The sequence below is a fragment of the Brevibacterium sp. SIMBA_078 genome (assembly GCF_046534565.1).
Classification (GTDB): domain Bacteria; phylum Actinomycetota; class Actinomycetes; order Actinomycetales; family Brevibacteriaceae; genus Brevibacterium.
Genome location: NZ_JAWRYQ010000002.1, coordinates 691,637 through 705,756, shown reverse-complemented (window position 1 = coordinate 705,756; position 14,120 = coordinate 691,637). Strand labels below are relative to the sequence as shown.

Here is a 14,120-nt window from a genome sequence, read left to right as displayed (position 1 = left end):
GGAGTGTGTGACAGCAACGGTGCACGATGTGCCTGCGGTTGGCGATGCATTGAGGGCATAGAAGACCGCGGCGGGAATCAGGCGGTGGCGTTCTGGGTACGGCGGATGACGCGGAGGATGTCATAGAACTTCGCCTCTTCGAACAGTTCCTTCCAACTGATCCGAATCACCTGCCAACCTTGGTCGCGCAGCCACTGCTCGCGGCGGCGTTCCTGTTCGAGTTCCTCGCGGGGGACACCTGAGCCCAGATAGAGCTTGCCGATGCCGTCGATCTCGACGATGAGACGAGCCCGACGGTGACAGAAGTCGACACGGATATTCCGGTTCAAGTTGTCGGCCCGGAACGTGACCTGCGGCTCCAGCCCCGTGATCCTGTGTTCGTAGAATCGCACCGCGGCGACCGCCTCGGCGGGTGATTCGCGACGTGAATCAGCCAGATCGATGGCCAATCGCACTTTCGCGGAACTGCGCTTCTCCAAGCATTGGGCGAACGTCGTGAGGATCTTCTCTCTGGTTGTCAGTTCGCGGTGCAGCGCATCATCGATCATCGGCACGGAGACGTCGAGATTGTAGCTGCGGGCGACGTCGATGAGTGTGCGTTCGAGCGTGGTCACCTCGGCCCCGTCGATCGTGGCGCGATGGTTCTTCGGGATGCGGCTGCCGCGGACGTGGATGGTCTTGAACTTGCGGTTGGTGCCGGGCCGGACGACCTCGACTTGGTGAGTGACAGGGTGGGAGATCGGCAGATTGTGGATGAGGGCCGCGGATATGTGCGAGAAGATCTCCGCCGGTGGATTCGGTTTCGCATCGTCGGTTCTCTGATCGGAACGTTGAGTGAAGTGAGCCATCACCGAGGCGCTGAGATCGTTGACCTCGTCCCGAATGTCTCCATGTTCGATGAAGACCTGGTGGATCTGCTCATCGATGCTCGCCCAGAGCGGGCGATGGAAGTCCAGCTCGCAGACACGGCGGACCAGATATGTGCCCCGTGACAGCCGCCGCAGACAGCACCTGCGGGCGCGCCTGATGTCGCCATGATTGAATCCGAGCCGAAGGATGTCATCGGTGCTCAATAGTTTATACATGCATCTAAAATGCATTAAACCACATCAAATGGCAACGAATGATTGCACGTCTGTGGATAACTGTGTGGATGGAGCGCTGATCGGGCGGAGCTTTCGCGAGATAACTGGTCGCAGGTCAGGTGATCGCCGGTGGCAACCTGCGGGCATCCGTCACCCGGAGGCGCATAGCCCACCGCAGGAGCGAGGTGGTTTGCTGCCAAGGGAGAGGGGTGCCGTCGTGGGTGTAGGAGCTGGGACTGCGGGGAGGGGGAAGCAGCAGAGGTGAGAGATGCCTGGGGGCGGCGAGGGTGAGAGATGCGTCAGCAGGTGTAGGAGAAGCGACTGTCGTGAGGATTCAGCGGTGAAGGTGAGGGATGCGCTGCGGCAGTCGGGAAGAACGTGAGACGTGATCGAAGATACGTGAGAATCGAACACGCCACGTGTCCGAAATCCTCGCGCAGGGAATGCGGACACGGCACACTTGGAGATGTTGCGACACTCTTCCCTGATCCCCAGTCGCAGAGGAAAGAAGCATGGTCCCGAGCAAGCCCAGACGAAGTGCCCCGAAATCGGCTCCTGGCAAAGCCACCCCTCGTCGACGCCCGAAACCGGTCATCGAAGCCGATGCCGGCATGGACGCCGAGGCGCGCGGCCGCCGCATGTCGGTGCGCACGGGCATCTTCCTTCTTGTCGTCGCAGCCGTCCTCCTCGCATTCCTCTCGCCCCTGAACTCCGCGCTCAAGCAGGCCCAGCAGATCGCGGCATTGAATAACGAGATCGAGACGACGAAAGCCGAGGTCAAGAGCCTCGAAGAGAAGAACGAGAACCTCAGAGACCCCGCCTACATCAAGCGCAAGGCCCGCGAAGACCAGTACTACGTGGAAAAGGGCAAGAACGCGGTCATCGTCACGAATCAAGAGGCCGTCGACGAGGAATCCGAGCCCGAACGGCCGGTTCGCAAGCAGGCCTGGTACCTTGAGTTGCTGGAGTCCATTCAGGAGACCGGCAACACCGTGGAGAAGAGCTGATGATCACAGAGTGCACCGAGGCGGATTTCGCTGTCCTCCAAGACCAACTCGGACGCATTCCCCGAGGCGTGGTCGGCATCGCCGCCCGCAGCGCATCCGGTGAGCCTCTCGTCGTCGCCACGGCTCCGCGCCTCGAGGACGGCACACCGTTCCCGACGACCTTCTACCTCACCCACCCCGCCTATGTGGCCGAATGCTCGCGGCTGGAAGCCTCGGGGATCATGGCCGAATGGACCACGGAGATCGGCGAAGACGACGAGCTCGCCGCCGCCTACGCCGCCGCGCACCGGGCCTACCTCGACGTCCGCTCTGAGATCGGTTCTGCAGCGGGCCTGGCGGAAGTCGAAGAGATCAAGGACTACTCCGCGGGCGGAATGCCGAACCGGGTCAAATGCCTCCACGCCCTCGTTGGCCACTCGCTGTCCGCCGGGCTCGGCGTCAACCCGATCGGCGACCGCGCACTGTCGTTCATGAACGATGTGCCGCCGCTGGCCGAGACCGCTGCCACCACCGAATCCACCGACTAGGACCTGCCATGCGTGTTGCTGTCTTCGACTGCGGGACGAACTCCCTGCGCCTGCTCATCGCCGATGTCGCCGCCGACGGCACCCTCACTGACCTGCGTCGCGAAACCCGGATCGTCCGCCTCGGCCAAGGCGTCGACGCCACCGGCGAGTTCGCACCTGAGGCGCTCGAGCGGACCTTCGCCGTGGCGAAGGAATTCGCCGAGGTGGCCGCCGAGTACCAGCCGGAGAAGCTGAGGTTCGTCGCGACCTCGGCCAGTCGCGACGTGAAGAATCGCGATGAGTTCTTCGCCGGGATCTTCTCGATCCTCGGCATCGTCCCCGACGTCATCGCCGGTAAAGAAGAGGCCCGGCTGTCCTTCCTCGGCGCCACTGTCGGCCTGACAGATGCTGATGGACCGTATGTCGTCATGGACCTCGGCGGCGGCTCGACCGAGCTCGTCCTCGGCCGAGACGATGTCCAAGCGGCAGTGAGCATGGACATCGGGTCGGTGCGTCTGACCGAAAGGCACATGCCGGTCGAAACCCCCAGCCAGGAGCAGATCCAGGCGGCTCTGAGCGATATCGACGCCCAGCTGGACCAGGCCGCGCAGATCGTCGACTTCTCCGCCCCGCGCACCTTCATCGGAGTCGCCGGCACCGTCACCACGATCACCGCAGGCATCCTCGGACTCGAGAGCTACCAGCGAGAGCGCATCCACGGAGCACATATCAGCGTCGCCGACGTCGCAGATGAATCCCGAAGACTTCTGGCGATGGACCGCCAGGCACGCACGGAGCTGCCGTATATGCATCCCGGACGCGTCGACGTCATCGGCGCCGGATCGCTGCTCTTCGCCAGGATCGTCGCCCGCTTCGACCAAGCCGTGGCAGCCGCCGGAGGCTCGCTGGATATTCGTATCTCCGAAACCGACATCCTCGACGGGACCGCGCTCGACCTCGCGCTGACGAGCTCGTGAGAGCCGCCGCGCGACTCCTCGCCGTCACGACCGTCGTCCTCGGACTCGTCGTCGGTACCACCCAACCCGTCATGGCCGCGCCGAAGGCCGGACCCGGCCAATGGTTCATCAAAGACTACGGAATCGACAAGGTCTGGAAGAAGTCCACGGGCAAGGGCGTCAAGGTCGCAGTGATCGACTCCGGCGTCAACTCCGACCACGAAGACCTCAAAGGCGTCGTGAAGAAGTCCAAGGACTTCAGCGGGCTGGGCAAGGACGGCAAGACCCCGCTCGGCGGAAAGACCACGATCCACCACGGCACCGCCGTCGCCGGCGTCATCGCCGGCCGAGGAGTCGGTGCCGGGCCGACCGGCGTCGCCCCGGACGCAGAGATCCTGTCGGCATCGATGTGGCTGGGCCCCGACCGCCCCAAGGAATCCGGATCGACTCGAGAACAGGCCGATGAGGCCATCAGATGGGCTGTCGACTCCGGTGCGAAGGTCATCAACATGTCTTTGGGATGGGACGATCCGGGCTGGCCCGAGAGCTGGGACGAATCCTTCGCCTACGCGTACAAGAAGGACGTGCTCGTCGTCGCCTGCGTCGGCAACGCTTCGCAGGGAGCGACCCAAGCGTGGTCGCCGTCGACGGTTCCGGGCGTCATCGGGGTGGGCGGACTCGACCAGAACGGGAAGGTCCTCGACGACTCCACCGCCCCCGGCACCGCCGTCGACCTCATGGGTCCGGCCAAGGACATTCCCATTCCGTACTACAGCGGCGGCTACGCCGAAGGCCAAGGCTGCTCCTTCGCCTCACCCGTCGTGTCCGGTGTGGCAGCGCTCATCCGATCCGAGAACCCCGACCTCAGCGCCGATGAGGTCCGAGCCATATTGCAGTCGAGTGCCAAACCGGTGGACGGTCACAAGGGCGTGAGCAAGAAGGGCAAGCCCGACCCGATCGTCGGCTGGGGGCGCGTCGACCCGCAGAGCGCCATCAAGGCGAAAGCGCCCAAGAACGTCGCCTCCGCCGAGGATGAGCTTGCAGACTGGGTGAAGATGCATCGCCGTGGAGATGCGAAGGCGGAGGAGACGGAAACCGCCGCCCCGGACGAGACCGAGAGCCCGAAGGCTCTCGCCCCGACCGATATCGTCGCCACGCAGTCGACGCCGATGCTCGGCTTCGCCGTCCTCGGTGCCGGAGCCCTGATCGCCGTGGTCCTCATGATCATCTCGATCGTCTCCTTCGCCCGCCGTCGCCACTGAGGCCAGGTGCAGAAACTGCTCTGATCTGGGGCGTTCGAGTCCGTGAGACAAACAATTAGTGAAAGTTTTCACAAGGGTCTAGCATGGGATTATGGCACTCATCAGAAACTCAAAACTGCGTCCACGAATCCTCGTCGTCGGTGGCGGCTCGGTCGGCCTGCTCGCCGCTCAGAATCTGCTGAAGAACCTAGGTCGGGGCGAAGCCACCGTCACCGTGGTCGATCCCAACCCGTACATGACCTACCTGCCGTTCCTTCCCGAGGTGGCAGCCGGATCGATCGAGCCTCGTCACGCTGTGGTGCCGCTGCGCCGCAACCTGCCGGGTGCCGAGGTCATCACCGCGAAGGTCACCTCGATCAACCACGCCGAGAAGTTCGCCACCATCGAACCCGAGAACGATGAAGCGTTCGAACTCGACTACGACCACATCGTCCTCGCCTCCGGTTCGGTTGCCCGTGCGCTGCCTATCCCGGGCCTGAAGGAGAACGCGATCGCGCTCAAGCGCATCGAAGAAGCTGTCGCCCTGCGCGACCACCTCCTCTCCCGCCTGGCCGACGCCGCTCTGATGGAGGACGACGAAGAGCGCCGCAAGGCTCTGACCTTCGTCTTCGTCGGCGGCGGATTCGCTGGCATCGAGCTGCTGACCGAACTCGAGGACATGGTCCGTTCGGCCATCGCACAGTACGAGACGCTGACTGAAGCCGATGTCCGCTTCGTCCTCGTTGAGGCCCTCGGCCGCGTCATGCCCGAGGTCGGCGAAGCTCAGGCCCGTTGGGTCGTCGAGCACATGCGCGAACGGGGAATCGACGTCTACCTCGAGACCTTCCTTCAGGACTGCACCGACAAGCACGTCAAGCTCTCGAACGGCGAAGAGTTCGACGCCGACACGATCGTGTGGTCCGCCGGTGTCAAGGCCAACCCGGTGCTCATCGACTCCGACCTGCCGATCAACGAACGCGGCAATGTCACCGTACGCGCCGACTTGCGGGTCGAGGGCGATGACGGTGTCGTCGAGGGCGCTTGGGCGGCCGGCGACAACGCCGCTGTTCCCGACCTGTCCGGCGGCGGAGTGGCAGGCTTCTGCGTGCCCAACGCTCAGCACGCTGTGCGCCAGGCTCCCGTGCTTGCTGCCAATGTGCTCGCCGCACTGCGTGGAGAGACCGAGTTCAAGCAGTACTTCCACAAGACCATCGGTACGGTCGCCGGTCTGGGTGTGTACAAGGGTGTTTCGCAGATGGGTGACTTCGAAGCCCGCGGACTCCTCGCTTGGCTCATGCACCGCGCCTACCACGGCTACGCCATCCCGACCATGGACCGCAAGGTCAGGGTCTTCGGCAACTGGTTCGTCAGCGCCGTCCTCGGCCGCGACGCCACGCCGCTGGCAGACCTCGATGTTCCGCGCAAGAACTTCGTCGAGGCTGCCAACTCGAAGCCGGCTCCGAAGAAGGAACCTGCCAAGGCTTGATTCGAGGCGGCCGGTGCCATCCGGTCACCTGTCCTGGTGAGACGACAGCGCCGGGGATGCATTGTGCATCCCCGGCGCTGTCATGTTCGCATGACCGCGAGCGACTGGCTTTCCTCTGGGTGTCAGGAGCCGCCGCGCATGGTCATCGACCGTCAGTTCGGTCAGTTCGCGACGGTGAACCGGACGTCGATGTGCTTCGGTTCAACGATCTCGTCGACCATGGCGACCGCGAAGTCCTCGGCCGAGATTGCGTCACCGGCCGGGACCTCCAGCTCGGTCTTGTACGAACCCGTGCGTTCCCCGGGGGCGATCTCCGGTGCGGGGGAGATGAGCGTCCAGGGCGACCAGTTGCCTGTCCGCAGCAGCTCGAGCGCTCGGGTGCCGGTCTCCGATTCGGCCTTGTAGCTCGCGGGGAAGCCCTCGGTGTCCTTGAGCATGGTGTCGCCGACCCACAGGGAACCGGCGCCGCCGACGACGAAGATGCGGGTGTTGCCGCTGTTCTCGGCCAAGGTCTTCAGGGCGTCGAGCCACTCCTGGTGGTCCCCGCCGGTGCGGCTGGGACCGGTGGTGGAGACGATGATGTCGTGTTCGGCGGCGATGCGGGCGTCGAACTCGGCATCGGCCATATCGCCCTTGATGCTGCGGGCGGCACCGGGCACGTCGGTGCCCGAGCGGGTGATGCCGGTGATGTCGAGGCCGCGGCCGGCCGCCTCGGCGGTGACGCGGGAGCCGATCATTCCGGATGCTCCGAAGAGTGCGATCTTCATGGTGTGTCCCTTTCTGCTGCGGCGTCGGGTTCGCGGCGCCGAGGTGGTTCCTGCTGTGATGACATCATGACACTATCGTTTGGAAAGGGAGTACCTCAAAGATACTATTGGGATATGAAAATCAGAGATTCTTGGGAAGGCGATGCCTTCGATCCGGAGTGCCCCACCCGAGTCATCCTCGATCGGGTCGGTGACAAGTGGACGGTGCTCATCATCGAGATCCTCGATGACAGCCCAAAGCGCTTCGGAGAGATCCGACAGGCGATCGGGGGCATCACCCCGAAGGTGCTCACCTCGACGCTGCGATCACTCGTCGCCGACGGCTTGGTGACCAGGCAGTCGTTTGGGGAGGTGCCCCCGCGGGTGGAGTATTCGCTCACCGATCTCGGTCGCTCGCTGCAGGCTCCCGTGACTGCGCTGCGGAGGTGGGCCGAGCGCAATGTCGCCGAGTTGATCGACAATCGTGATCGCCAGGCTGAGATGGATGATGCTCAGGCGCGCTGATCGGCCCTGCGGGTGAGTTCGCCGAGGACGGTGATGAGCTCTCTCAGGCGGCCCGCGGCGCGGTAGGTGCGCGGTGAGCCCGAGTAGACCCAGTTGTTCGTGATGATCGAGGCGCTGCCGTTGTTCGTCGCCACCTTGAACTCTCCGACAGCGAGCGTCGCGAGGTGATCCTCGACGAGGCGGCGCCGCAGCTCCGGTCCCATCTGCTCCCAATGATCGGCGGCCTCGAAATCAATGTCCGACCAGTCGGCTCCCGACTCGCGGAAGGCGAGAGGACGGTAGGGGGCGTCGATGCATGCGTTGAGTGACGGCGCCTCGGTGCCGATGTCAGGGCCGGAATCGGAGTCGTCGGCAGCGCTGTCGACGGCGATGAGCACGGCGGGCCCGGCCGCCTCGGCGAGGTTCGGATCATCGGTGCCGTCGACGAACCGGGGATGATCGCCGGCGGTGAGAAGTACGAAGGTCATAACACCATTCTGCCTGTTCGGGCGGAGAGTGTGATTTGGCACTCTATTGAACAGTGTTCAATAATGACAACATGGATAGCTATCAAACACTCGCCGAGCGCGTGCTCGCCGGCGATCCGGCCACCGCCTCCGATGCCCGCACGATCCTGTCGTCGTCCGACGAGGACCTCCTCGACCTTGTCGCCGCTGCCTCCCGGCTGCGCCGCGAACATTTCGGCAATCGCGTCAAGGTCAACTACCTCGTCAACCTCAAATCGGGACTCTGCCCGGAGGACTGCGGATACTGCTCGCAGCGATTGGGCTCAGAAGCAGACATTCTCAAGTACTCATGGCTGCCGAAGGATGAGGCGAAGCGGCAGGCGGAATTCGGTCTGGCAGGGGGAGCCTCGCGGGTCTGCCTCGTCGCGTCCGGACGCGGTCCTTCGAACCGGGACGTCGAGCGCGTCTCGGGGATGGTCGAGGAGATCAAGACATCCAGTCCCGACGTCGAGGTCTGCGCCTGCCTCGGGTTCCTCAAGGACGGTCAGGCACAGCGACTCAAGGACGCCGGTGTCGACGCGTACAACCACAACCTCAACACTGCCGAATCTCTCTACCCCGATATCTGCAGGACTCATACGTTCGCCGACCGTGTCGACACCGTGGACAAGGCGCGTGGTGCAGGGCTCTCCCCGTGCTCAGGGCTGATCGTCGGAATGGGGGAGACGGACGAGCAGATCATCGAGGCGATCGAATCGCTCAAGGCCGTTGACTCCGATTCGATCCCGGTCAACTTTCTCATTCCCTTCGACGGCACACCGCTCGAAGGAACCTGGACGCTGACCCCGCAGCATTGCCTGCGGATTCTCTGCGCCGTGCGATTCCTGTGCCCGGACCGCGAGCTGCGCATCGCCGGAGGTCGGGAGATGCACCTGCGTACGCTGCAGCCGCTGTCGCTGCATGTGGCCAATTCGCTCTTCCTCGGCGACTATCTGACCTCGGAGGGGCAGGCCGCCGAGGAAGACCTCGACATGATCGTCGACGGAGGCTTCGAGATCGTCGGAGCAGAGAGTGCCGAACGACTGCGTGATGAGCTCAAGGCTCACCGGGCAGCCCATCAGGCCGCCTTCGCCGAGGTGGCGCCCGGTGACATGAAGAGCGACGGAACGTCCGCTGAGGCAGCAAAGACCGCGAGCACCCTGCCGTGCGGCAAACCTCTGCCGACGGCTGGTCAAGAAGCCGACGACTCCGGAGTGATGATTCCGACGATCCGGCGCCGCGGCGCGGGCACAGAGCTCACACCCAATGTCTGAGGCGGGACTGCGGATGCCGACGAGCACGCTCGAGCGCGATTCCGGCCTGCTGTGGCACCCCTACGGTCCGCTCGACGCCGGCGCGCACTTCTCGGTCACCGGCGCAGATGGGCCCTATGTGGAGTTGCGCGATGCTTCGGGATCGACGCATCGCCTGCTCGACGGGATGAGCTCGTGGTGGTCGGTCGTCCACGGATACCAGCATCCGGTCATGGATGCGGCACTGACCACCCAGATCGGATCGTTCTCGCACGTCATGTTCGGCGGTCTCACCCATGAACCGGCCGTCGAACTAGCCGAGCGGCTCGTCGCAGTCACACCGGACGGACTCGACCATGTCTTCCTCGCAGACTCGGGTTCGGTCTCGGTCGAAGTCGCGCTCAAGCTCGCCATCCAATACCAGCTGGCCCGCGGCCGCGACCGCAGGCGCTTCCTTGCCCTCGAAGGTGCCTACCACGGTGACACCACCGGGGCGATGAGCGTGTGCGACCCAGTTGGGGGAATGCACAACGATTTCGCCGGGCTGCTCGCAACCCAGCTGTTCCTGCCTCGTCCGCCGTTGCCGGAGGCATCCGCTGCCGAGGTGCACGAATGGTTGGTCAAGGCTGAAAACCTCGTCGATGCGCACGGGGCAGAGATCGCCGGCATCATCGTCGAACCCCTCTTCCAAGGTGCCGGAGGTATGCGGCCGTATCACCCCGCCGCCCTGCAGTCATTGCGGCGGTTGGCCACCGAGATCGATGCCATACTCATCGCCGACGAGATCGCCACCGGCTTCGGACGCACGGGCTCTGACTTCGCCTGTCGGGCCGCGGGGATCACCCCGGACGTCATGTGCCTGGGCAAGGCTCTGACCGGCGGCTATCTCACATTGGCGGCGCTGCTGTGCAGTGGACCAGTTGCCGACGTCATCACCACTTCGTCCCATCGGGCGCTCATGCACGGGCCCACGTTCATGGCGAATCCCCTGGCGTGTGCTGCGGCAAATGCGTCGGTCGGCCTCCTCATCGATGACGAGACGAGCGGCTGGGAGCCGGCCATTGGACGGATCTCTCAGGCCCTCGAAACGGGCCTCGCTCCTGCCAGGCGGCTGGATCATGTCATCGAAGCGCGGGTGACCGGTGGCATCGGCGTCGTCGAACTCGACCGCCCGGTCGACGTGGCGCTGACCACGCGCATAGCCACCGAACACAGGGTATGGCTGCGGCCGTTTCGGCAGCACATCTATACGATGCCGCCCTATATCTCGACTCCGGCGGTGGTGGACACCATCACGACGGCGATTGTCGCGGCAGCCGCGGCACACGGGGACGGGTGTGAGTTCGAGGTTGCATCGTGAACGCGCTCTTCTCCCGCCTTTCCGCCGCCGCCGAGCGCCGAAGTACTGCCGGTCTTGATCGCAGTGACCTCGTGCTCGACGGACTCGACCTCGCCTCGAACGACTACCTCGGGCTCTCGGCGCATCCGCTGGTGCGTGCCGCAGCGATCGAGGAGATCGAACGCAGCAGCACCTCGGCCAGCGCATCGCGACTCGTCACCGGGACCACACACGTCCACCACCGATTGGAAGCTGCGCTGGCCGAACGGCTGCGGCACCCTGCGTGTGTGACCTTCTCCAGCGGCTACCTGGCTAACATCGCCGCCGTCACTGCTCTGGCCGGTCCAGATACTCTCATCATCTCCGACGCCCACAACCATGCGTCACTCATCGATGCCTGCCGTCTGGCAAAAGCTTCGACGAGCATCGTCGCCCACAACGACCTGGACGCCGTTGAAGCCGCTTTGGCTGGTCGTCAGCAGTCAGAGGCGCTTGTCGTCGTCGAATCTGTGTACTCCGTATTCGGTGACACCGCGGACCTGCCTCGTCTTCTTGACCTCTGCGTTCGTTACGACGCTCTGCTGCTCGTCGACGAAGCGCACGGGATCGGCGTGACCGGCGCCGAGACAGCCGTCGGAATGGGGGCGGCCGCCGCGGTGAGCGGTTGCCGCGACCGCCTCGTGGTCACAGCCACGCTGTCGAAAGCGCTCGGCGCCCAGGGAGGGGCTGTGCTGGGAGCCGGTCTCGTCCGAGATGCTGTGGTCAACACGGCTCGTACCTTCATCTTCGACACCGGTCTTTCCCCTGCCATGGCGGCCGCAGCGGGTGCGGCTCTCGACCTCGTTACCGCTGAGCGGGTGGCGTCGATGAAGGCGGCCCGCGCACAACTGGCAGCCGTGCTTGATGTGCCGGTCCCGGCCGGTGCCGTGCTGTCCGTTCCCATGCCGAGCCCGGAATCAGGCGTCCGGGCGCGCGAACTGCTGTGCGAGGAGGGCATCCTCGTCGGCTGTTTCCGCCCACCTTCGGTGCCCGACGGCATCACGCGTCTGCGGCTGACAGCTCGTGCCGGACTCAGCCCTGGGGATCTGGCCAATGCCTGTGAGCGCATTCGAGCGATCACCGAAATCTGCGCTGCGGAGTCGGTGGCATGATCCCGCGCTTTCTGCTCGTCACGGGAACGGACACCGGCGTCGGCAAGACCATCGCCACCGCGGCGTTGGCCGCGGCACTGAATGCGGCTGGGCGTCGAGTGATCATGTGCAAGCCGATCCAGACGGGGCATATCAGGGCCGACGACCCTGAACGTGAGCAGCTCGAGTCCGATTACAGCGACGTCGTCACAGAATCCGACGCGGAGGCAGTGGCTCGGCTGACCGGCATCCAAGCGTTCACGAACACTACCCTCCGCCTGCCGATGGCTCCGGTTCCGGCCGCCAAAGCCGAATGGGACGAGTTCAAGTCGGTCGATGATGAGTCAGTTGGCGCCGTACCATCCGGTCCGGACTCCTCAGGGGCCGACAGAGTCTCGAATCTGCCGAGCGCAGCCGAGCACGTGGACTTCATCTGTAGGGCACTCGCACGAACCGATGCCGACCACGTCCTCATCGAAGGGTCCGGGGGAGTCCTCGTCGATTTCGGAGAGCATACCGTCGCAGACATCGCAGCCGGACTGTCGGAAGGAGAGAACTCGGTCGGTGCCGCTATCGTCGTCCGCTCCCGCCTAGGGACCCTCAACCACACTGCTCTCACCGCTGAAGCCCTTGAGAGCCGGCGGGTTTCGACCACCGGCATCATCATCGGTTCGTGGCCCGAAAAGGCGTCTCCGGTTGACCGTGACAATTGGGCTGCACTGTCGGCGATGGCACCTGTCCTCGGAGCGATTCCCGCCGGAGTCGGAGACAGGCTCGATCGGAACGAGTTCTCTGCCCGGGCACCTGGGTGGCTGCGCCTGTCCTGATCGCAGAGGCGGTGAAGGAATCAGCCTGGTCCTCGCTGCGAAACGTCTCAGGTCAGCTCAAATATCTCTGGTCCCCCCAGTGGGACTCGAACCCACACTGAATCGATTTTAAGTCGACTGCCTCTGCCGATTGGGCTATAGGGGGAATGCTCAGAACACACTTTATCGGCAAAGCCCGGCCACCGCGATCTGAGACATCCCGCGGACGATCCGGTCACACGGCTAACCTGGAGCGATGACGACGAACGGACCCACCAGACAGGCCTGGGTGATCCTCGTCGTCGGCGTCCTCACGCAGATGGCGGCGACCATCGCGATCGCCGGACCCGCCTTCCTCATCCCATACATGCACTCCGACCTCGGGTTCACACTCACCCAGGCCGGCACCGTCGCTGCCGCACCGAGCTTCGGACTCATCCTCACCCTCATCGCCTGGGGCGCATTCGCCGACCGTTTCGGCGAACGTCTGGCGATGACTTTGGGGAGCGGGCTGACCGCTGCGTTCTCGGCCGCCGCTGTGCTCGTCGTCGACTCACCGATCTGGATGGTCATCGTCATCGCCGCTTCCGGTGCCGCGGCCGCCTCGGTGAACTCTGCATCCGGCCGCGTCGTCATGGGCTGGTTCCCCCGCCACCGCCGAGGACTGGCCATGGGCATCCGCCAGATGTCCCAGCCCCTGGGCACAGGCGTGGCCGCCGTGACCATCCCGGGGATCGCCGCGGCCGGCGGATTCCCCGCCTACCTGTGGTTCGTCGCCGCCGTAACTGGTGTACTCGCCCTCGTCTGCTTCGCCCTCATCCGCAACCCCCCGGACCCGACGCCCACCCGCGCCGAGGTGGCCGACCCCGACCGCGACACCGAACCGGAGACGGAACGCCACGGGCAGAACGAACCGGGCACCACCTCGGCGGGGGAGGGGAAGCCCAGCGCCGCCTCGGCGATCAATCCCTACCGCAGCGATTCCTTCCTGTGGCGCATCCATGCGGTCTCCGCGCTCCTCGTCGTCCCGCAGTTCGCGTTCTCCACCTACGGACTCGTCTGGCTCATCGTCGTCCAGGGGATCGGCGCGGGCGCCGCCGGAGCGATCGTCGCGATCGCGCAGATCGTCGGCGCAGTCGGTCGCATGGTCGTCGGCGCTCTCTCCGATCGCACGGGATCCCGCGTCGGCCTCATGCGCATCGTCGCCGTCGCGGCGGTGATCGTCGTCGTGGCCATCGCCATCCTGTCGCTGACGGAGCTGCCCGCCGTCGCCGCAGTCGTCTTCATCCTCGCCTCGGCCGTCTCCGTGGCCGACAACGGACTGGCCTTCGCCTCGGTGGCCGAAGCCGCCGGACCACGGTGGTCGGGCAAGGCGCTGGGAACCCAGAACACAGGACAGTTCGTCATGTCGGCCCTGCTCGGCCCCGGATTCGGTGCCCTGGTGACGGCATTCGGCTATCCGCTGTCCTTCGGACTCATCGCGCTGGCCCCACTATTGAGCGTCGGAATCATCCCGCGACGCGACGTCGATCGCATAACCTGATATTCATCTCGG

At 64.8% G+C, this 14,120-nt stretch carries 14 protein-coding genes and 1 tRNA gene; 11 read left to right on the top strand and 4 right to left on the bottom strand.

The genetic code is table 11. The annotated features are described in order from the left end of the window. Positions 1-77: 77 nt before the first annotated feature. On the bottom strand, positions 78-1,085 hold the full coding sequence (locus SB749_RS11565) for a DUF559 domain-containing protein (RefSeq protein WP_410710463.1): 1,008 nt from the start codon (positions 1,083-1,085) through the stop codon (positions 78-80). Between the two features lie 512 nt (positions 1,086-1,597). Here SB749_RS11565 and SB749_RS11560 point away from each other — a divergent pair. The 5 genes from SB749_RS11560 (at position 1,598) to SB749_RS11540 (ending at position 6,281) form a co-directional block, all read left to right on the top strand. Next, a complete protein-coding gene (locus tag SB749_RS11560; protein ID WP_410710462.1) occupies positions 1,598-2,092 on the top strand; it encodes a septum formation initiator family protein in 495 nt (164 codons plus the stop codon). Continuing rightward, positions 2,092-2,619 (top strand): DUF501 domain-containing protein, encoded by a 528-nt coding sequence (locus SB749_RS11555; RefSeq protein WP_410710461.1) that lies wholly within the window; start codon positions 2,092-2,094, stop codon positions 2,617-2,619. Before SB749_RS11560 ends, SB749_RS11555 begins: the two co-directional genes overlap by 1 nt. A gap of 8 nt (positions 2,620-2,627) precedes the next feature. After that, positions 2,628-3,575 (top strand): exopolyphosphatase, encoded by a 948-nt coding sequence (locus tag SB749_RS11550; protein ID WP_410710460.1) that lies wholly within the window; start codon positions 2,628-2,630, stop codon positions 3,573-3,575. Continuing rightward, the gene (locus SB749_RS11545) at positions 3,572-4,816 is read left to right on the top strand and encodes a S8 family peptidase (protein ID WP_410710459.1); all 1,245 of its coding nucleotides are present in this window, start codon (positions 3,572-3,574) and stop codon (positions 4,814-4,816) included. The genes SB749_RS11550 and SB749_RS11545 overlap by 4 nt, the downstream gene beginning before the upstream one ends. Before the next feature lie 91 nt (positions 4,817-4,907). After that, entirely contained in the window at positions 4,908-6,281 is a 1,374-nt protein-coding gene (locus SB749_RS11540; protein ID WP_410710458.1) for an NAD(P)/FAD-dependent oxidoreductase, read from the top strand. Positions 6,282-6,442: 161 nt separating this feature from the next. Here the strand turns inward: SB749_RS11540 and SB749_RS11535 are convergent, their stop codons facing one another. Further along, complete coding sequence (locus SB749_RS11535; RefSeq protein WP_410710457.1) at positions 6,443-7,048, bottom strand: NAD(P)-dependent oxidoreductase; 606 nt, start codon at positions 7,046-7,048, stop codon at positions 6,443-6,445. Between the two features lie 114 nt (positions 7,049-7,162). Between SB749_RS11535 and SB749_RS11530 the strand changes: the two genes are divergently transcribed. After that, on the top strand, positions 7,163-7,552 hold the full coding sequence (locus tag SB749_RS11530; RefSeq protein WP_410710456.1) for a winged helix-turn-helix transcriptional regulator: 390 nt from the start codon (positions 7,163-7,165) through the stop codon (positions 7,550-7,552). Here the strand turns inward: SB749_RS11530 and SB749_RS11525 are convergent. After that, positions 7,540-8,019: a hypothetical protein gene (locus tag SB749_RS11525; protein WP_410710455.1), complete on the bottom strand. Its 480-nt coding sequence runs from the start codon at positions 8,017-8,019 to the stop codon at positions 7,540-7,542. The two genes, SB749_RS11530 and SB749_RS11525, sit on opposite strands and share 13 nt — an antisense overlap. Positions 8,020-8,090: 71 nt before the next feature. Here SB749_RS11525 and bioB point away from each other — a divergent pair, with 71 nt between their 5' ends. The 4 genes from bioB to bioD are packed head-to-tail and all read left to right on the top strand — an operon-like array spanning position 8,091 to position 12,586. After that, a complete protein-coding gene (gene bioB, locus SB749_RS11520) occupies positions 8,091-9,311 on the top strand; it encodes a biotin synthase BioB (protein ID WP_410710454.1) in 1,221 nt (406 codons plus the stop codon). Between the two features lie 13 nt (positions 9,312-9,324). After that, on the top strand, positions 9,325-10,650 hold the full coding sequence (locus SB749_RS11515; RefSeq protein ID WP_410710453.1) for an adenosylmethionine--8-amino-7-oxononanoate transaminase: 1,326 nt from the start codon (positions 9,325-9,327) through the stop codon (positions 10,648-10,650). After that, complete coding sequence (locus tag SB749_RS11510) at positions 10,647-11,780, top strand: aminotransferase class I/II-fold pyridoxal phosphate-dependent enzyme (RefSeq protein WP_410710452.1); 1,134 nt, start codon at positions 10,647-10,649, stop codon at positions 11,778-11,780. The genes SB749_RS11515 and SB749_RS11510 overlap by 4 nt, the downstream gene beginning before the upstream one ends. Continuing rightward, a complete protein-coding gene (gene bioD, locus SB749_RS11505; RefSeq protein WP_410710451.1) occupies positions 11,777-12,586 on the top strand; it encodes an ATP-dependent dethiobiotin synthetase BioD in 810 nt (269 codons plus the stop codon). The genes SB749_RS11510 and bioD overlap by 4 nt, the downstream gene beginning before the upstream one ends. A 68-nt stretch (positions 12,587-12,654) precedes the next feature. On the opposite strand, the gene SB749_RS11500 is transcribed toward bioD, so the two are convergent. Then, positions 12,655-12,731: transfer RNA gene (locus SB749_RS11500), tRNA-Leu, on the bottom strand. 90 nt (positions 12,732-12,821) lie between these two features. Between SB749_RS11500 and SB749_RS11495 the strand changes: the two genes are divergently transcribed. Further along, positions 12,822-14,108: an MFS transporter gene (locus tag SB749_RS11495; RefSeq protein ID WP_410710450.1), complete on the top strand. Its 1,287-nt coding sequence runs from the start codon at positions 12,822-12,824 to the stop codon at positions 14,106-14,108. The last annotated feature ends 12 nt before the right edge of the window (positions 14,109-14,120 follow it).